This window comes from Micromonospora sp. WMMC250, from assembly GCF_027460215.1.
Lineage (GTDB): Bacteria > Actinomycetota > Actinomycetes > Mycobacteriales > Micromonosporaceae > Micromonospora > Micromonospora taraxaci.
Window position 1 is genome coordinate 3,640,147 of sequence record NZ_JAPZBJ010000002.1, and the last position, 16,549, is coordinate 3,656,695.

At 71.5% G+C, this 16,549-nt stretch carries 12 protein-coding genes; 5 read left to right on the forward strand and 7 right to left on the reverse strand.

All coding sequences use genetic code 11. The features are described from left to right. Nucleotides 1-60 precede the first annotated feature (60 nt). Nucleotides 61-1,092 (reverse strand): 3-isopropylmalate dehydrogenase, encoded by a 1,032-nt coding sequence (locus O3438_RS15990; protein WP_269680705.1) that lies wholly within the window; start codon nt 1,090-1,092, stop codon nt 61-63. Nucleotides 1,093-1,321: 229 nt separating this feature from the next. Between O3438_RS15990 and O3438_RS15995 the strand changes: the two genes are divergently transcribed. Both O3438_RS15995 and O3438_RS16000 read left to right on the forward strand, forming a co-directional pair. After that, nucleotides 1,322-2,164, forward strand: a complete 843-nt coding sequence (locus tag O3438_RS15995; protein WP_269680706.1) for an FAD:protein FMN transferase — start codon at nt 1,322-1,324, stop codon at nt 2,162-2,164. A 429-nt stretch (nt 2,165-2,593) separates the two neighbouring features. Then, the gene (locus O3438_RS16000) at nt 2,594-2,950 is read left to right on the forward strand and encodes a hypothetical protein (protein WP_088991107.1); all 357 of its coding nucleotides are present in this window, start codon (nt 2,594-2,596) and stop codon (nt 2,948-2,950) included. Between the two features lie 73 nt (nt 2,951-3,023). Here O3438_RS16000 and serA read toward each other — a convergent pair whose 3' ends face one another. After that, entirely contained in the window at nt 3,024-4,622 is a 1,599-nt protein-coding gene (gene serA, locus O3438_RS16005; RefSeq protein WP_269680707.1) for a phosphoglycerate dehydrogenase, read from the reverse strand. A 266-nt stretch (nt 4,623-4,888) separates the two neighbouring features. Here serA and O3438_RS16010 point away from each other — a divergent pair, with 266 nt between their 5' ends. Continuing rightward, nucleotides 4,889-5,878, forward strand: coding sequence for a hypothetical protein (locus tag O3438_RS16010; protein WP_269680708.1), 990 nt, complete (start codon nt 4,889-4,891; stop codon nt 5,876-5,878). A gap of 82 nt (nt 5,879-5,960) precedes the next feature. Here O3438_RS16010 and ilvC read toward each other — a convergent pair whose 3' ends face one another. From ilvC to O3438_RS16030, 4 genes are all read right to left on the reverse strand, one after another. Continuing rightward, on the reverse strand, nt 5,961-6,974 hold the full coding sequence (gene ilvC, locus O3438_RS16015) for a ketol-acid reductoisomerase (RefSeq protein ID WP_269680709.1): 1,014 nt from the start codon (nt 6,972-6,974) through the stop codon (nt 5,961-5,963). A gap of 90 nt (nt 6,975-7,064) precedes the next feature. Then, nucleotides 7,065-7,580, reverse strand: a complete 516-nt coding sequence (ilvN, locus tag O3438_RS16020; protein ID WP_088991111.1) for an acetolactate synthase small subunit — start codon at nt 7,578-7,580, stop codon at nt 7,065-7,067. Further along, nucleotides 7,580-9,463: an acetolactate synthase large subunit gene (locus O3438_RS16025; protein ID WP_269680710.1), complete on the reverse strand. Its 1,884-nt coding sequence runs from the start codon at nt 9,461-9,463 to the stop codon at nt 7,580-7,582. Before O3438_RS16025 ends, ilvN begins: the two co-directional genes overlap by 1 nt. 186 nt (nt 9,464-9,649) lie before the next feature. Next, complete coding sequence (locus tag O3438_RS16030; protein ID WP_442929726.1) at nt 9,650-12,004, reverse strand: putative bifunctional diguanylate cyclase/phosphodiesterase; 2,355 nt, start codon at nt 12,002-12,004, stop codon at nt 9,650-9,652. Between the two features lie 129 nt (nt 12,005-12,133). Here O3438_RS16030 and ilvD point away from each other — a divergent pair, with 129 nt between their 5' ends. Together ilvD and O3438_RS16040 are read left to right on the forward strand one after the other, a co-directional pair. Continuing rightward, nucleotides 12,134-13,981, forward strand: a complete 1,848-nt coding sequence (ilvD, locus tag O3438_RS16035; protein WP_269680712.1) for a dihydroxy-acid dehydratase — start codon at nt 12,134-12,136, stop codon at nt 13,979-13,981. 138 nt (nt 13,982-14,119) lie between these two features. After that, nucleotides 14,120-14,971, forward strand: a complete 852-nt coding sequence (locus O3438_RS16040; RefSeq protein ID WP_269680713.1) for a hypothetical protein — start codon at nt 14,120-14,122, stop codon at nt 14,969-14,971. Between the two features lie 179 nt (nt 14,972-15,150). Here the strand turns inward: O3438_RS16040 and O3438_RS16045 are convergent, their stop codons facing one another. Continuing rightward, nucleotides 15,151-16,431 (reverse strand): ROK family transcriptional regulator, encoded by a 1,281-nt coding sequence (locus O3438_RS16045; RefSeq protein ID WP_269680714.1) that lies wholly within the window; start codon nt 16,429-16,431, stop codon nt 15,151-15,153. Nucleotides 16,432-16,549 lie beyond the last annotated feature (118 nt).

Consider the following 16,549-nt stretch of genomic DNA (forward strand, 5'->3'; position numbering starts at 1 on the left):
TTCAGCGGGTAGCGCCGTCCGGCCGGGACGGCGCGCCCGGGCAGGGCGACGCCGGGGGGATCAGGCTACGGCGTGGGCGGCGAGCCGGTCGCCGACCTCTTCGGTCCGCAGCGTCACGCCCGGGGTGCGGGTGGCCAGTTCGGTGGCGACCGCCGCGTTGACGCGGGCGGCGGCCTCGGCGTGCCCGAGCTGCTCCAGAAGCAGGGCGGCGGAGAGCACCGCCGCGACCGGGTCGGCGACGCCCTGACCGGCGATGTCCGGCGCCGAGCCGTGTACCGGCTCGAACATCGAGGGGTACGCCCCCTCGGGGTTGATGCAGCCGCTGGCGGCCAGCCCGATCCCGCCGGTGACGGCGGCGGCGATGTCGGTGAGGATGTCGCCGAAGAGGTTGTCGGTGACCACCACGTCGTAGCGCTGCGGCTGGGTGACCAGGAACATCGCGGCGGCGTCGACGTGCTGGTATTCGGTGGCGACGTCCGGGTGCTCGGCGGCGACCGCGTCGAAGGCACGCGCCCAGAGCGACCCGGCGTGGGTGAGCACGTTGGTCTTGTGCACCAGGGTGACCTTGCGCCGCTCCCGGCGGCCGGCGCGGGCGAACGCGTCGCGGATCACCCGCTCCACGCCGTGCCGGGTGTTCAGGCTCTCCTCGGTGGCGACCTCGGCGGGGGTGTCCCGGTGCAGCGAACCACCGGCCCCGGCGTAGAGACCCTCGGTGCCCTCACGCACCACCACCAGGTCGACCTCGCCCGGCTTCACGCTGCCCAGCGGGCCGGCGACCCCGGGCCACAGCCGGGACGGGCGCAGGTTGACGTACTGGTCGAAGGCGAAGCGGAGCTTGAGCAGCAGACCTCGCTCCAGCACACCCGGCGGAACCGTGGGGTCACCGACCGCGCCGAGCAGGATCGCGTCGTGCCCGGCCAACTCGGTCAGCACGGAGTCGGGCAACACCTCTCCGGTACGGTGCCAGCGGGCCGCGCCGAGGTCGTACTCGGTGGCCTGAACGCCGGGCAATACCGCGTCGAGGACCTTACGGGCCTGCGCGACCACCTCGGGCCCGATGCCATCCCCGGCCACCACAGCGATCCGCGCCACGACCGCACTCCTCTGCTCAACGGTTCCGTACGGGGCAACGGTACGTCGCCGTCCCGCCTCCCGGTACGCGGCTTCCAGCATTCGGGATACCGCGATGCACAGCACCCTCTCAGCTGAGATTCATGAGGCGATCATCTCCGCTGCCTACCGTGGTGGTCAGTGGGTCACGGGGGCCTGCTGACCACCGGGGTCGCGGCGACGCGACACCAAGCGCGAGGGGACGAATGCGATGCGCGTCGACGAGCAGCCACGGACCCGCTGGCCGGACCCGTCCGCGTTCCGCAGCCGCCGGCCCGACCTTCGACTCGGCAGCCGCCGGCAGCGGATCGACCCGGCCGCCGCCACCGACGGCCGGATCGCCGTGCAGCACACCGTCCGCACCGCGACCGCCGAGTACACCCTCATCCTCAACGCCCCCGCCTGGCTCGGCCGCCAGGGCGTCGGCGAGGCACTACGGGACAGCGTGGCGGAGCTTCGCGCCATCGACCTCACCTACGGCCCCAACCGTCCGGAGAGCCTGGTCTCCCGCCTGCGTCGAGGCGAGATCAGCCCCGACTCGTACCCACCCCTCGCCGACCTGGTGGACCGCTGCACGGCCATGCGCGCCGCCACCGACGGGTGGTTCGACGCCTGGGCGGTGCCCGGCGGCTTCGACCCGGGCGGCCTGCTCGGCGGCTGGGCTGTCGAGCGCGCCGCCGAGAGGCTGCGCGCCGCGGGCGTCCACGACTACGCCGTACTCGCCGGCGCGGACCTCGTCGTCCGGGGGCACGCGCCGCACGGTGGGCCCTGGCGGGTCGCCGTGCACCACCCGACCGCCCCCGAGCGCGCGCCGCTGGTGCTGGAGATGACCGCCGGCGCGGTCGGCACCTCCGGGGTGACGGGGCGGCAGGGACATGTGGTGGATCCGCACACCGGCGAGCCCGCCGACCACCTCGTCGCCGCCACCGTCGTGGGCCCCGACCTGACGATCGCCGACGCCTACGCCACAGCGCTGTACGCGGCCGGGCCCACCGGCCTGGCCTGGTTCCGTGGCGACTCCGACTATCGCGCGCTCTTCGCACACCGACGCTGAAGAGGCACACCACCGCGCAACAACAGGTCGTTGCAGCGAGCCCGTCTCCCCGCGGTGCTCCGGCCCGATTCGCACCTCGGCCGCCCACAACCGGTGAACCCCGTCGCCGGTGCTGGTCGGCCGGTCGGGCCTTGCGATCGGCCCCCACGATCTCGGCAACGACCGTGGGGGCCGGTCAGCGACGAGTGCGCGTGGCTCGCACAATCGAGGGGTGCGGACCGGTCGGGCCGGACGTCGACCGCGCCACCCGAAGACGGGCCGGCGCCTCGACTCGGCCAGTGACCGCAGCACGTACGCTAGCGAATCGACGCAACTCGACGCAAGAGTCTCCACACCGGACCGTCGGGACCGGAGCCTGCGGAATTCCGCCGTTGGGCTGGCGGCGAGGCAGTTTCGACATGGTGAACGCCGGATGGCACGCTGTCCGCCGTGAGTTTCGATCTGAGTGTGTGGGCCCTGGAGGACGGGGCGACGCCCGAGGACGTACGGACAGCGGTCGACGGTTGCCGTCAGGGGCGACACGTGGACCGTTACCCGGACCCGAGGGTGGTCAGCTTCTACCGGGCCATCACCGCCTCCTATCCAGACCGCCATCCCGGCCCGAACAGCCCGTGGGCGGTGGCGCCACTGCACGCCGCGCACGACCACGTCGAGCTGAACCTGCACCCGACCTGCGCGGACCAGGTGCTGCTGGACATCGAGCGGCTGGCCGGCGAGCACGGGCTCATGCTGTTCGACCCGCAGGACGGCTCGGTCTACCCGCCCCCGGCCCGGATGCCCGGCTGACCCGGGTCACCAAACCCCGGACACGACAAGGGGCCCAGCGGATCGCCGGGCCCCCATGGTGCTGTGTCGTCGACTACTCGTCGCGCAGGTCGGCCGCGCTGGCCGCCGTGGCACCGATCGAGTCGGCGGCCGAGGTGAGCAGCTCCGCGCCGAGCGCCTGGTCGACGGTGAGCGTCATCAGTGTCTCGCCACCCGCCTCGCGCCGCGCCACCTGCATGGCCGCGATGTTGATGCCCGACTCGCCGAGCAGCGTGCCGACGGTGCCGACGACGCCGGGGCGGTCCGCGTAGCGCAGGAAGAGCAGGATGCCCTCCGCGCCGATCTCCACGTCGAAGCCGTCCACCTCGGTCAGCTTGAGGACGTCCCGAGCGCCGGAGTGGGTGACAGTGCCGGAGACGCTGACCGTACGACCGTCGGGCAGCGCGCCACGCACCGTGACCAGGGTGGACTGCTCGGCCGTCTCGGCCAGGGTCGCCAGGGTGACCTCGACGCCGCGCTCCGCCGCCAGGTGCGGGGCGTTGACGTAGGTGACCTGCTCCTCGACGACCGAGCTGAACAGACCCTTGGTGGCGGCGAGCTTGAGCACCGACACGTCGTGGCTGACGATCTCGCCGCGCACCTCGACCGTGACGCTGGCGGCGATCCCACCGGCGACGGCGGTGAACGCCCGACCCAGCTTCTCGGCCAGCGGCAGCAGCGGCCGGACGTCCTCGGCGACCACGCCACCGGCCTGCACGTTCACCGCGTCCGGGACGAACTCGCCCTGCAACGCCAGCTTGACGCTCCTGGCCACGGCGAGACCGGCCTTGTCCTGCGCCTCGTGGGTGGAGGCGCCCAGGTGCGGGGTGGCCACCACGTTGTCGAAGGCGAACAGCGGCGAGGAGGTGCACGGCTCCTTGCTGTACACGTCGACGCCGGCGCCGGCGACCCGCCCCTCGGCGATCGCGTCGGCGAGCGCCTGCTCGTCGACGAGCCCCCCACGGGCGGCGTTGACGATGCGGACGCCGGGCTTGACGATCGCCAGCTCCTTCTCACCGATCAGGCCCACCGTCTCCGGCGTCTTCGGCAGGTGGATGGAGATGAAGTCGCTCTCCCGCAGCAGCTCCTCCAACCCGACCAGGCGTACGCCGAGCTGCGCCGCACGGGCCGGCTGGATGTACGGGTCGTACGCGATCAGCCGGGTGCCGAAGGCGGCGATGCGCTGCGCGAAGAGCACCCCGATCCGACCGAGCCCGACCACGCCGACGGTCTTGCCCTGCACCTCGACGCCCGTGTACTTCGACCGCTTCCACTCTCCCGCCTTCAGGGCGGAGCTGGCGCTCGCGGTGTTGCGGGCGACGGCGAGCAGCAGTGCGACGGCCTGCTCGGCGGCGGAGACGATGTTGGAGGTGGGCGCGTTGACGACCATGACGCCCCGGGCGGTGGCTGCCGGCACCTCGACGTTGTCCAGTCCGACGCCGGCCCGGGCGACCACCTTGAGTCGCGGCGCGGCGGCGACCGCCTCGGCGTCGATCTGGGTCGCGCTGCGCACGATGACGGCGTCGGCCTCGGAGAGCGCCGAGAGCAGGGCCGGTCGGTCGGTGCCGTCGACGTGACGGACGTCGAAGTCGTGGGCGAGCACCTCGATGGCGGCGGGGGCGAGTTCTTCGGCGATCAGTACGACAGGATTCATCGGTCCTCGTAGAGGTCGTGTTTGCGATCGGCCCGGGCGGCGGGGCGCCGCACTGCGCCCTGCGCTGATCCGTGCCGTGGCCGTCAGGTGCCGGCTGCTGCACCTACAGGCGATCGTAGGGGCCGCGCTGCCCGGCATGTTCCGGTCTGCGGGGTGAGGGCCCTCACACGCCCGGTCGAGCGACGGACATCGGCAGTTCACCTGACCGAAACGGTTGCGCCGGCCCACTACAAACGGATCCAGGAACCCCGCTGAAGGAGGCCGCCGTGCCGATCGCTGTACGCGTTGTGCTGCTGCGGCAGCTCAGCCGCGTCGATCTCGCACGGTTCGGGCCGAAGCTGGCTGAGGCGTTGGTCACCCGGTCCCAGCAGGTGAGGATCCGACGCAGCTTCATCCGCCGGCGGACCGCCGCCGCCGACGAGGCGGTCGCGCTCTACCGGCGGCTGGTCCTCGACCGGCCGGGTCGGCACGAGGTCGGGCTCGCGCGGGCGCTGGTGGCGCAGGGTTCGGTTCCCGACGAGCACACCGTTCGCTCCGCGCTGGAGCAGGGCCGGGAGGCGATCGGGTACGTCGACGACGCTACCGAGCGGGACGGCCTGGCCGTCCTGGCCGCCGCGCAGCTGATGATGGCGCTCCACCTCCAGGCCGAGGCTCCCGACGACGCGCTGCCGCTCGCCGAGCAGGCTCACCGGACGCTCTCACGGTGCACGCCGCTGACCACCCGGGAGCGGGTAGACCTGGCCCGGTCCCGCACCGTGGTCGGCTACTGCCGGGCAACGCTGGGCGAACCGGCCGAGGCCCTCGCCGCCCGGGAGGAGGCGGTCGAACTGATTCAGGGGCTGCCATTCTGGACGCGGATGCGGTACATGCCCGCCCGACTCGAAGCGGTGACCGGGCTGGCCCACTCCGTCGCCACGTACGGCCGGTGGACCGAGGCGCTGACGCTGGCCGCGGACCCTCGCGAGGAGCTCGTCTTCTGGTCCCGGTGGGAACCGATACGGGCCCTTCCCACGCTCGGCACCCTGTTGTTGGTGGTCGCCAGGTGCCACGCCGGGCTCGACGAGCCGGAGGCGGCAGTGACGACCGCCGCGAAGGCGATCGAGCACTACCGCTGGCTGGCCGAGCGCGACCCCGCTCGAAACCGCGGTCGGTTGGTCGTCGCGCTACGCGCGCAGGCCGTGATTCTCCGGGCCGTCGGTCGGCACGAGGAGGCCGCCCGGGCAACCGGTGAGGCCGAGACGATCGAAAGCCGCTGAAACAGGGGCCGGCGGCCGGCGACCCGCGCTGGGGAGAGCGCACGATCGTCGGCCGCCGGTGGACAGTTGCGTATCGAACCCGTCAGGCGGTCTCGGTGATCGGGCGGTCGACCCAGCTCATCATGCCGCGCAGCTTCTTGCCGGTCTCCTCGATCGGGTGCGCCGCACCCTCGGCCTGCCACTTCTTGAAGTTGGGCCGGCCGGCCTCGTCCTCGGCGACCCACTCGCGGGCGAACTCGCCGGACTGGATCTCGCCGAGGATCTTGCGCATCTCGTCCTTGACCCGCGAGTCGATGATGCGCGAGCCACGGGACAGGTCGCCGTACTCGGCGGTGTCGGAGATGCTGTAACGCATCTTCGCGATGCCGCCCTCGTACATGAGGTCGACGATCAACTTCAGCTCGTGCAGGCACTCGAAGTACGCGACCTCCGGGGCGTAGCCCGCCTCGGTGAGAACCTCGAAACCGGTCTGCACCAGTGCCGAGGCACCGCCGCAGAGCACCGCCTGCTCGCCGAAGAGGTCGGTCTCGGTCTCCTCGGTGAAGGTGGTCTTGATCGCGCCGGCACGGGTGCCGCCGATCCCCTTGGCGTACGCGAGGGCGAGCGCGAACGCGTTGCCGCTGGCGTCCTGCTCGACGGCGACGAGGCAGGGCACGCCCTTGCCGTCGGCGTACTGGCGGCGGACCAGGTGACCCGGGCCCTTCGGCGCGACCATCGCCACGTCCACCTCGGCCGGTGGCTTGATCAGGCCGTACCGGATGTTGAAGCCGTGGCCGAAGAACAGCGCCTTGCCCGCAGTGAGGTTCGGCTCGATCGACTCGGTGTAGAGCTTGCGCTGGGCGGTGTCCGGCGCGAGCACCATGATCACGTCGGCCTCGGCGGCGGCCTGCGCCGGCGTGAGCACCCGCAGGCCCTGCTCCTCGGCCTTGGGACGGCTCTTCGAGCCCTCCGGCAGACCGATCACCACGTCGACGCCCGAGTCGCGCAGCGACAGCGCGTGGGCGTGACCCTGGCTGCCGTAGCCGATCACCGCGACCTTCCGGGCCTGGATCAGGCCGAGGTCGGCGTTGTCGTCGTAGTACACCTCAACGCTCATGAGAACTTCCCTTTCGTACGACGGCCGGGGCGGCCCGTCGTGGTTTCTGTGGTTGGGTCCGGGAGGCCCGCCGGGGCCGACCGGTGGCGGTCAGGCGGCCCGGAGCGCGGGACCCGCGGTGATCGAGCGCGAGCCGCGTCCGATCGCCACCAGCCCGGACTGGACCATCTCCTTGATGCCGAAGGCCTCGAGGTCGCGGAGCAGCGCATCGAGTTTGTCGGGGGTGCCGGTGGCCTCGATGGTGAGCGTGTCCGGCGCGACGTCGACCACCCGGGCGCGGAACAGGTTGACGGTCTCCAGCACCTGGGATCTCGCGGCGCGGTCGGCGCGGACCTTCACCAGCAGCAGCTCCCGGGCAACCGACACCTGAGGATCCAACTCGACGATCTTCAGCACGTTGACCAGCTTGTTCAGCTGCTTGGTGACCTGCTCCAACGGGGACGACTCGGCGTTGACCACGATGGTGATCCGGGAGACGTCCGGGTTCTCGGTCTCGCCGACGGCGAGGCTGTCGATGTTGAACCCACGGCGGGAGAACAGGCCGGAGACGCGGGCGAGCACGCCGGGCTTGTTCTCCACGAGCACGGACAAAGTATGCATCGTCATTAAATGTCATCCTCGTCGAAGACCGGGCGGACGCCGCGGGCGAACATGATCTCGTCATTGCTGGTTCCGGCGGCGACCATCGGCCAGACCATCGCGTCCTTGCCGACCACGAAGTCGATCACCACCGGGGCGTCGTTGATCTCCATGGCGGCGGCGATGGTCTTGTCGACGTCGGCCGCGTTCTCGCACCGCAGGCCGACGCAGCCCAACGCCTCGGCGAGTTTCACGAAGTCGGGAATGCGGTGCTTGTGCGTGCCCAGCTCGGTGTTGGAGTAGCGCTCGTTGTAGAAGAGCGTCTGCCACTGCCGGACCATGCCGAGGTTGCCGTTGTTGATCACCGCGATCTTGACCGGGATGCCCTCCAACGCGCAGGTGGCCAACTCCTGGTTGGTCATCTGGAAGCAGCCGTCACCGTCCACCGCCCAGACCACGGTGTCCGGCTTGCCGACCTTCGCGCCCATAGCCGCCGGCACCGCGTAGCCCATCGTGCCGAGACCGCCGGAGTTCAACCAGGTGTGCGGCTTCTCGTAGGAGATGAACTGGGAGGCCCACATCTGGTGCTGCCCCACCCCGGCCACGAAGATCGTGTCAGGGCCGGCGATCTCACCCAGGCGCTCGATCACGTACTGCGGGGAGAGCGTGCCGTCGGACGGCTCGTCGTAGCCCAGCGGGTAGCGGTCGCGCAGGTCGTCCAGTTGCGTCCACCAGTCGCCCAGATCGGTGGTGCGCCCCGCCGACCGCTCGACCGTCACCGCGGCGATCAGCTCGTCGATGACGTGCTTGGCATCACCGACGATCGGCACGTCCACGTGCCGGTTCTTGCCGATCTCCGCCGGGTCGATGTCCGCGTGCACCACAGTCGCGTCCGGGGCGAACGAGTCCAGCTTGCCGGTGACCCGGTCGTCGAACCGCGCGCCCAGCGCCACGATCAGGTCCGACTTCTGCAGGCCGTAGACAGCGGCGACAGTGCCGTGCATGCCGGGCATCCCCAGGTGCTGCCGGTGCGAGTCGGGGAACGCGCCCAGCGCCATCAGCGTGGTGACCACCGGGATGCCGGTCAACTCGGCCAGCCGGCGCAGCCCGTCGGTGGCGCCGGCCTTGAGCACCCCGCCGCCGACGTAGAGCACCGGCCGACGCGCACCGGCCATCAGCCGCGCCGCCTCCCGGATCTGCTTGCCGTGCGGGTGCAGGGTGGGCCGGTAGCCGGGGAGGTCCAGGGTGGGCGGCCAGGCGAAGGTGGTCGGCGCCTGGAGCACGTCCTTGGGGATGTCCACCAGCACCGGGCCGGGGCGCCCGCTGCTGGCCAGGTGGAACGCCTCGGCCAGCACCCGCGGGATCTCCTCGGCGGTCTGGACGAGGAAGTTGTGCTTCGTGATCGGCAGGGTGATGCCCTGGATGTCCGCCTCCTGGAAGGCGTCGGTGCCGATCGACGGGCGGGCCACCTGCCCGGTGATCGCGACCATCGCCACCGAGTCCATGTACGCGTCGGCGATCGGGGTGACCAGGTTCGTCGCGCCCGGGCCGGAGGTGGCGATGCAGACGCCGACCTTGCCGGTGGCCTGCGCGTACCCCGTCGCCGCGTGCCCGGCGCCCTGCTCGTGGCGCACCAGGATGTGCCGGACCGTGGAGTCGTAGAGCGGGTCGTACGCCGGCAGGATCGCGCCGCCCGGGATGCCGAAGACGACGTCGACGCCGAGCGCCTCGAGGGACCGCACGAGCGAGCCGGCCCCGGAGACCTGGGCGGGGGCGGAGGGCCGTACCGCCGGAACGGCCGGGGTCGCCGCGCTGCGAGCGGCGGCCGAGTCGACGTCGACGGTCGGGTCGGCGGCCGCGCGGGCCCGGCGGGCGGTGTGGGCGAGGGTCTCGGGCGTGGGTCTCGTCATGACGTTCTGGCCTTCGGCTGGAGTGGCTGGTGGCTAGTCAAGCGTTGCGACACGGGCGGGGCCCGCCTCGCCAGGTTCCGATGGCAATAAAAACGGCCCTCGTGCAGATGCACGGGGCCAGCGCACTCTCATCAGGGAGAGTGCGCTCAGGTAAGTACTCGCAGCGACCGGTACGACGACATGGGGCTAAGCCTGACGCATCTCACGCGATGAGTCAACTGATCCCACATGTTGGTTAACGGACGTCGGCGCGTCGGCCGGCGACGCGCCATCGGCAGCCGGGCTGAGCTGCGCCGACCCGCCCGGATTCCGACGCGGCGCGGGCACCTGGGCAGGCCGCGCACCCGGTGAGGTCGCCGCCTCCAGCATCGCCTCCAGGTGCTCGGCCGGCACCCCCCAGCCGAACAGCGCGCCCTGGCCGAAGCGGCAGCCGGCGGCCACCACTGCGGCCAACTCCGTCGGCGTGGTGACCCCCTCCGCGATCACCTCCAGCCCCAACTGGTGGCCCAGCCGCATGACGATGTCGACCATCGGCGCGAACGCCGGACCGTCCTGGTCGACCGGGCGGACCGGCTCGTGCTCGGCGACCAGACTGTGGTCGATCTTCAGGATGTCGATCGGGAGGCGACGCAACTGCCCCAGCGACGAGTAGCCGGCCCCGAAGTCGTCCAGCGCGATCCGGACACCCGTCAACCGCAGCGCGGTCAGCCGCCGGATCAGCTCGTCCAGGTCGGTGGCGACCGCGTGCTCGGTGACCTCCAGCACCAGCCGCTGCGGCGGCACGTGGTGGGCGCGCAGCGCCTCGGCGACCTGGACCACGTACTCCGGGGCGTGCAACTCACGCGGGGACACGTTGACCGACACCCAGACGTCGTGCCCGTCCGCCAGCCAACGGGAGAGCTGGTAGCAGGCCTGGTGCAGCACCCAGGCACCCAGCGGGGCGATCATCCCGCACTCCTCGGCGAGCGGGATGAACTCGTCCGGACGGACGTTGCCCAGCTCGGGGTGGTGCCAGCGGAGGAGCGCCTCCGCGCCGACCGGACGCACCGACGGCAGTGACGCCACCGGCTGGAAGACCAGACTCAGCTCGTCGCGGTCGACGGCACCGCGTAGCTCGTGCTCCACCGTCGTACGTCGGCGCAGCAGCTGGTCGTACGCGGCGTCGTAGCGCTCGATGCGGTTCTTGCCACGCTGCTTGGCGTAGCGCAGGGCCAGGTCGGCGTGGCGCAGCAGCAACTCCACGTCCGGTTCGCCGGCCCAACCGGCCACCCCGATGCTGACCGACAGGAAGACCGGCCCCTCCGGCTCGTCGTACGGCCGGTTGAGCACCCCGAGCAACCGCTCGGCGACCCGGTCCGCCTCGGCCGGCCGGCCCTGCATGAGTACGGCGAACTCGTCGCCGCCCAGCCGGGCCGCCACGTCGCCGGGGCGCAGGTTGCCACGCAGCCGCCGGCCCACCTCGGCCAGCACCGCGTCGCCCACGTCGTGGCCACGCATGTCGTTGACGTTCTTGAAGCCGTCCAGGTCGAGACCGAGCAGGACGCGGGGAGTGCCCGTCGCGGCACTGTCGTGCAGTGCGCGGAGCAGGCCACGCCGGTTGGCCAACGACGTCAACGGGTCGGTGTGCGCCAGCTCACGGAAGTGCGCCTCCCGCTCGGCCAGGCGGTCCGCGTACCCCCGGACGTCGCGGAGGGTGAGGTACTGGCGTGCCACCAGGGCGAAGCCCTCCACGCTGCCGGCCACGATGCCCGCCGCGGTGAACCGGCCGTCCTGGGCGAGGTGGTACATCGCCGAGCCGGCCATCGCCAGCATCGGGGCGACGGCGTACTCGCCGTCGCGGCCGATCAGGTCCAATTCGACCTGCCCCGGCCGGTCGGCCCGGTACACCGCGAAGGCGACGGTCGCCAGACCGGCGGCGAGCACCGCCGCGCCGGCCAGCGCCATCGTCGGCCCGGCCTGGCAGAGCCCGGCACTGAGGCCCAGCCCGCCGCAGGTCACCGCGGCGATGCCGGCACTGAGCGCGGCGAGTCGCAGACGCGGGCTCGCGGCGCGGAAGACCACGATCACGGCGAGACCGGCGGCGAGCGCCGCGCTCACCGTGGTGACGAGTATCGCCGGGCAGGCCATCGGGGTGGCGGCGCCGAGCAGCCGGGTGGGCTCGGAGAAGAGCACCCAGCCGACGAACCACAGCGCGGCGGCCATGACCAACCCGTCCAGGGCGAGCCTGGCCGTTCCCGTCGCGGTCGCGGCCACCCCCGGCAGCCGCAGCAGACCGGCGGCGAAGAGCAGGCCGCTCACCGCCGTGCCGATCGCCACCACCGTCGCCCAGCCCGTGCGCTGCCCCTGCTCGTGGGCCCAGTGCTCGTTCGCGGTGAGCGCGGCGAGGACCCCGACCAGCAGGCTGATCAGCGCTCCCCCGGCAGCGGCGGCGAGCAGCACGTGTGCCGGCCGGCGCGACCCGGTGCGCCGCCGGGCGACCACTGTCAGCAGCCCGGCGGCCGCAGCGGCGACGAGCCCGCTGAGCACCGCGACAGCGACCATGCCCGGGGGGAAATGCACGCCCCCAAGAGTGCCGGATGCGCGCACGCCGTGGGGGGCTGGGTGTGCATCTGTTGGGACACAGGGCCTACCGGGGAGGTTCGGCGCGGCGGCGGTGTCATGCTGGTATGCATGCCTGAGCTGCGATCGAGGACTTCCACACACGGTCGGACGATGGCCGGCGCCCGGGCCCTCTGGCGGGCCACCGGGATGACCGACGACGATTTCGGCAAGCCGATCGTCGCCATCGCCAACAGTTTCACCCAGTTCGTGCCTGGTCACGTACACCTCAAGGACATGGGTGGCCTGGTCGCCGACGCGGTCGCCGAGGCCGGCGGGGTGGGCCGGGAGTTCAACACCATCGCTGTCGACGACGGCATCGCGATGGGGCACGGCGGCATGCTCTACTCGCTGCCCAGCCGTGAGTTGATCGCCGACGCGGTGGAGTACATGGTCAACGCGCACTGCGCGGACGCCCTGGTCTGCATCTCCAACTGCGACAAGATCACTCCGGGGATGCTGCTGGCCGCGCTGCGGCTCAACATCCCGACCGTCTTCGTCTCCGGCGGCCCGATGGAGGCCGGCAAGACGATGGCGATCGAGGGCGTGGTGCACAGCAAGATCGACCTGATCGACGCGATGATCGCCTCGTCGAACGAGACGGTCACCGACGAGCAGCTCGGCGAGATCGAACGCTCCGCCTGCCCGACCTGCGGCTCGTGCTCCGGCATGTTCACCGCCAACTCGATGAACTGCCTCACTGAGGCGATCGGGCTCGCGCTGCCCGGCAACGGCTCGACGCTGGCCACCCACGCCGCGCGAAAGTCGCTGTTCGTCGAGGCCGGCCGCACCGTCGTGGACATCGCCAAGCGGTGGTACGACGGCGACGACGACTCGGTGCTGCCGCGCGTGGTCGCCTCCAAGGCCGCCTTCGAGAACGCGGTCGCCCTGGACGTGGCGATGGGCGGCTCCACCAACACCGTGCTGCACCTGCTCGCCGCCGCCCGGGAGGCGGAGATGGACTTCGGCGTCGCCGACATCGACGCGATCTCCCGGCGGGTGCCGTGCCTGGCCAAGGTCGCGCCCAACTCCCCGAACTACCACATGGAGGACGTGCACCGGGCCGGCGGCATCCCCGCGATCCTCGGCGAACTGGACCGGGCCGGGCAGCTCAACCGGGACGTCCACGCCGTGCACTCCCCCTCGCTGGCGCAGTGGCTGACCGACTGGGACGTCCGCGGCGGCTCCCCGAAGCCGGAGGCGGTCGAGCTGTTCCACGCCGCCCCGGGCGGCGTGCGTACCGTCGAGCCGTTCTCCACCACCAACCGGTGGTCGTCGCTGGACACCGACGCGGCCGGTGGCTGCATCCGGGACCGCGAACACGCCTACTCGGCCGACGGCGGGCTGGCCATCCTGCACGGCAACCTGGCGCCGGCCGGCAGCGTGGTGAAGACCGCCGGCGTGCCGGACGACTGCCTGACCTTCCGCGGCCCGGCGAAGGTGTACGAGTCGCAGGACGACGCGGTGACCGCGATCCTCGCCAAGCAGGTCGTCGCCGGGGACGTCGTGGTGATCCGGTACGAGGGCCCCAAGGGCGGTCCCGGTATGCAGGAGATGCTCTACCCCACCTCGTTCCTCAAGGGACGCGGGCTGGGCCGCTCCTGTGCGCTGCTCACCGACGGCCGTTTCTCCGGTGGCACCTCTGGCCTGTCCATCGGGCACGTCTCGCCCGAGGCCGCCTCGGGAGGGCTGATCGCCCTGGTCCACGACGGCGACGAGATCGTCATCGACATCCCGAGCCGGTCGATCTCCCTCAACGTGCCGGAGGACGAGCTGGAGGCCCGACGGGTGGCGGAGGAGAAGCGCGACAAGCCGTACACCCCGACCGACCGGCAGCGCCCGGTGTCGGCGGCGCTGCGCGCGTACGCCTCGATGGCCACGTCGGCCAGCGACGGCGCCTACCGCCGCGTCCCGGAGTGACAGTCGCCCGCTGATATCGGGGTGTCCCACTGGCTCGGACACCCCGATATCGACGACGCGGTCCCCGGATGTCGGTGGTGTGGGCTAGCGTGTCGTCGATCAATTCGGGGGAAGCCCGGATTCCTGCGGGGAAGAGGCGTGTACGTGGCATTTGGCAAGAAGTCCGTGGCGGTGGCGGTCTCGGCGCTCACCGCGCTCGCTGTCTCCGCGTGCGGCACGACGTCCGGCAAGTCCGACGGGTCCGACGCCGCCAAGCAGCCCAGCGTTCTGGAGCTGATGGCCAGCGACCTGAAGGGGTCGCTGCAGAAGACCGCCGAGGCCACCACCAAGAGCGACTCGGTGACCGTGAGCATGACGGGCACGGCGGGCGGCGAGAAGGTCGAGATGCGCGGCGTCATCGACCTCGGCGACCCGGTCAAGGCCGAGATGACGGTGCAGGACCCGAAGGGCGACCCGACCATCGTCCGGATGGTCGGTGGGGTCGTCTACGTCGAGATCCCCGCGGCGGACCGCGCGGAGATGGACGGCAAGCGCTGGATGAAGATGGACCTGAGCGCCGCCGGCGAGCAGGCCGGGATGAACTTCGGCAAGCAGTTCGAGGACATCGACCCGACCAAGCAGGTCAAGACGCTGCTCGCCACCGAGGGCACCAAGGTGGTCGGGCAGGAGACGGTGAACGGGGCGGCCACCGTCCACTACACCGTCACCGTCCCGGTGGCGACCCACCTCCAGCAGATGGACGCGAAGCTGCGGGCGGGCGTCGAGCAGCAGATGACCAAGATGGGCGTCAAGGAGATCACCACCGACCTGTGGGTCGACGAGCAGTACCGGCCCCGCCGGGCGGCCATGAAGATGGGCCCGCTGGGCGATCTGCTGATGGACTACACCGACTACGGCAAGGCGGTGACGGTTGAGACGCCGCCGACGGCGGAGACCCTCGACTTCGCCGAGATGCTCAAGAGTCTGAAGGGCCTGACCGCCAGCAACTGATCAGGACCGGATTGCTGCCCGGCCGGCGCGGAGACGCGCCCGGCCGGGCAGTGCCGTTTCCGGACCCTCGTCGCGCCACGCTCCCCACTCAGGACCCACTCGTTCAGATCGACACGGGTTCGCCGATGTGGCGGTGTCCGGGCGGTGCGCATACCGCCACGTCGCCGGAATGGTGTCGATCATGGCTGCGCCGCTACGACGTGGTCGATGACCAGGTGGGCGGCGCCCGTGATGCCGATGTCCTGACTGGTGGCGACGCGCTCGATGAGCAGGGTCTGCGTGGCCAGCGGTAGGCACCGCTCGTAGAGGGTGGCCCGCATGCTGGCCAGCAGTGGTTCGCAGTCGGCGAGTCGACCGCCGATGGCGACCACCTGCGGGTTGAAGAAGTTGACCACGACGGCCAGGATCTCGCCGATGGCCCGTCCGGCCTGCCGGGCGAGCGCCGTGGCGTGCCGGTCGCCGTCGTCGATCAGGCGGAGCACGCCGGTCAGGTCGTCGACCGGTACGCCCTGCTCGCGTAGCGCGGTGACCAGGGCCGCGCCACTGGCCACCGCCTCCAGGCAGCCGGCGTTGCCGCAGCTGCACAGCGGCGCGGGATCAGCCACCACCCGGCAGTGGCTGATGTCCCCGGCGGATCCCTGGGCGCCCCGGTGCAACTGTCCACTGGAGATCACCCCGGAGCCGATTCCGGTGCCGGCCTTGATGTAAACGGCGTGGTCCATCTCGGCGTGTGCCGTGCGGTGCGCGCCGAGCGCCATCAGGTTGGCGTCGTTGTCCACGATGACCGGCACGTCGACGCGCTCGGCGCAGAAGGCCGCGACGTCGAAGCCGTTCCAGCCGGGCATCCGCGACGGGCTGACGATCCGTCCGGTGGAATGCTGCACTGGGCCGGGTATGCCGATGCCGATGCCCCGCAGCGCGCCCGCCGCCGCGCCGCCGGAGGCCGCCGATCCGCCACCGGTCGCCGTCGTTCCGCCGTCAGAGACCAGTGACCCGCCGGACGCCGCCGCTCCGCCGCCGGAGGGCGCCTGGCCGCCGGAGGCCACCGGTGCGGCCCCGCCGGCCAGCGCGGTGACCTCGGCCAGCAGCGTGCCGAGCACGGTTTCCGGACCGTCCTCGATGCGGACCGGCAGGGTGCGGCCCTGAACCACCCGCCCGGACAGGTCCAGTGTGCCGATGCGCGCGTGGTGGGCGCCGAGGTCGATGGCACCGACCACGGCACCACCGGTGGGTACGGCGAGTTGGCGCGGTCGCCGTCCGCCCCGGGACTGCCCGGCGCCGGTCTCCTCCAACAACCCCTGGTTGATCAACGCCTCGACCCGCTGGGAGACCGTCGAGGGCGAGAGCCCGGAGAGCCGGGACAGGTCGGCGCGACTGACGGCGGCTCCGGTGGCCACCCACCGCAGCAGCTCCCGAGGACCACCCCGGAGGGCTTCGCGCGGCGCGTCGTCAATCGTCACGTCAGGTTCTTAGCATCCGCAGTTTGTTCAAGCAACCGGTTGACTTAGTTTGTTGGCTACCTTTAGATGGCGCTGTTGGTTCGATATGAAGCTTACTTAGTTCGAATGTCGAAGAAAG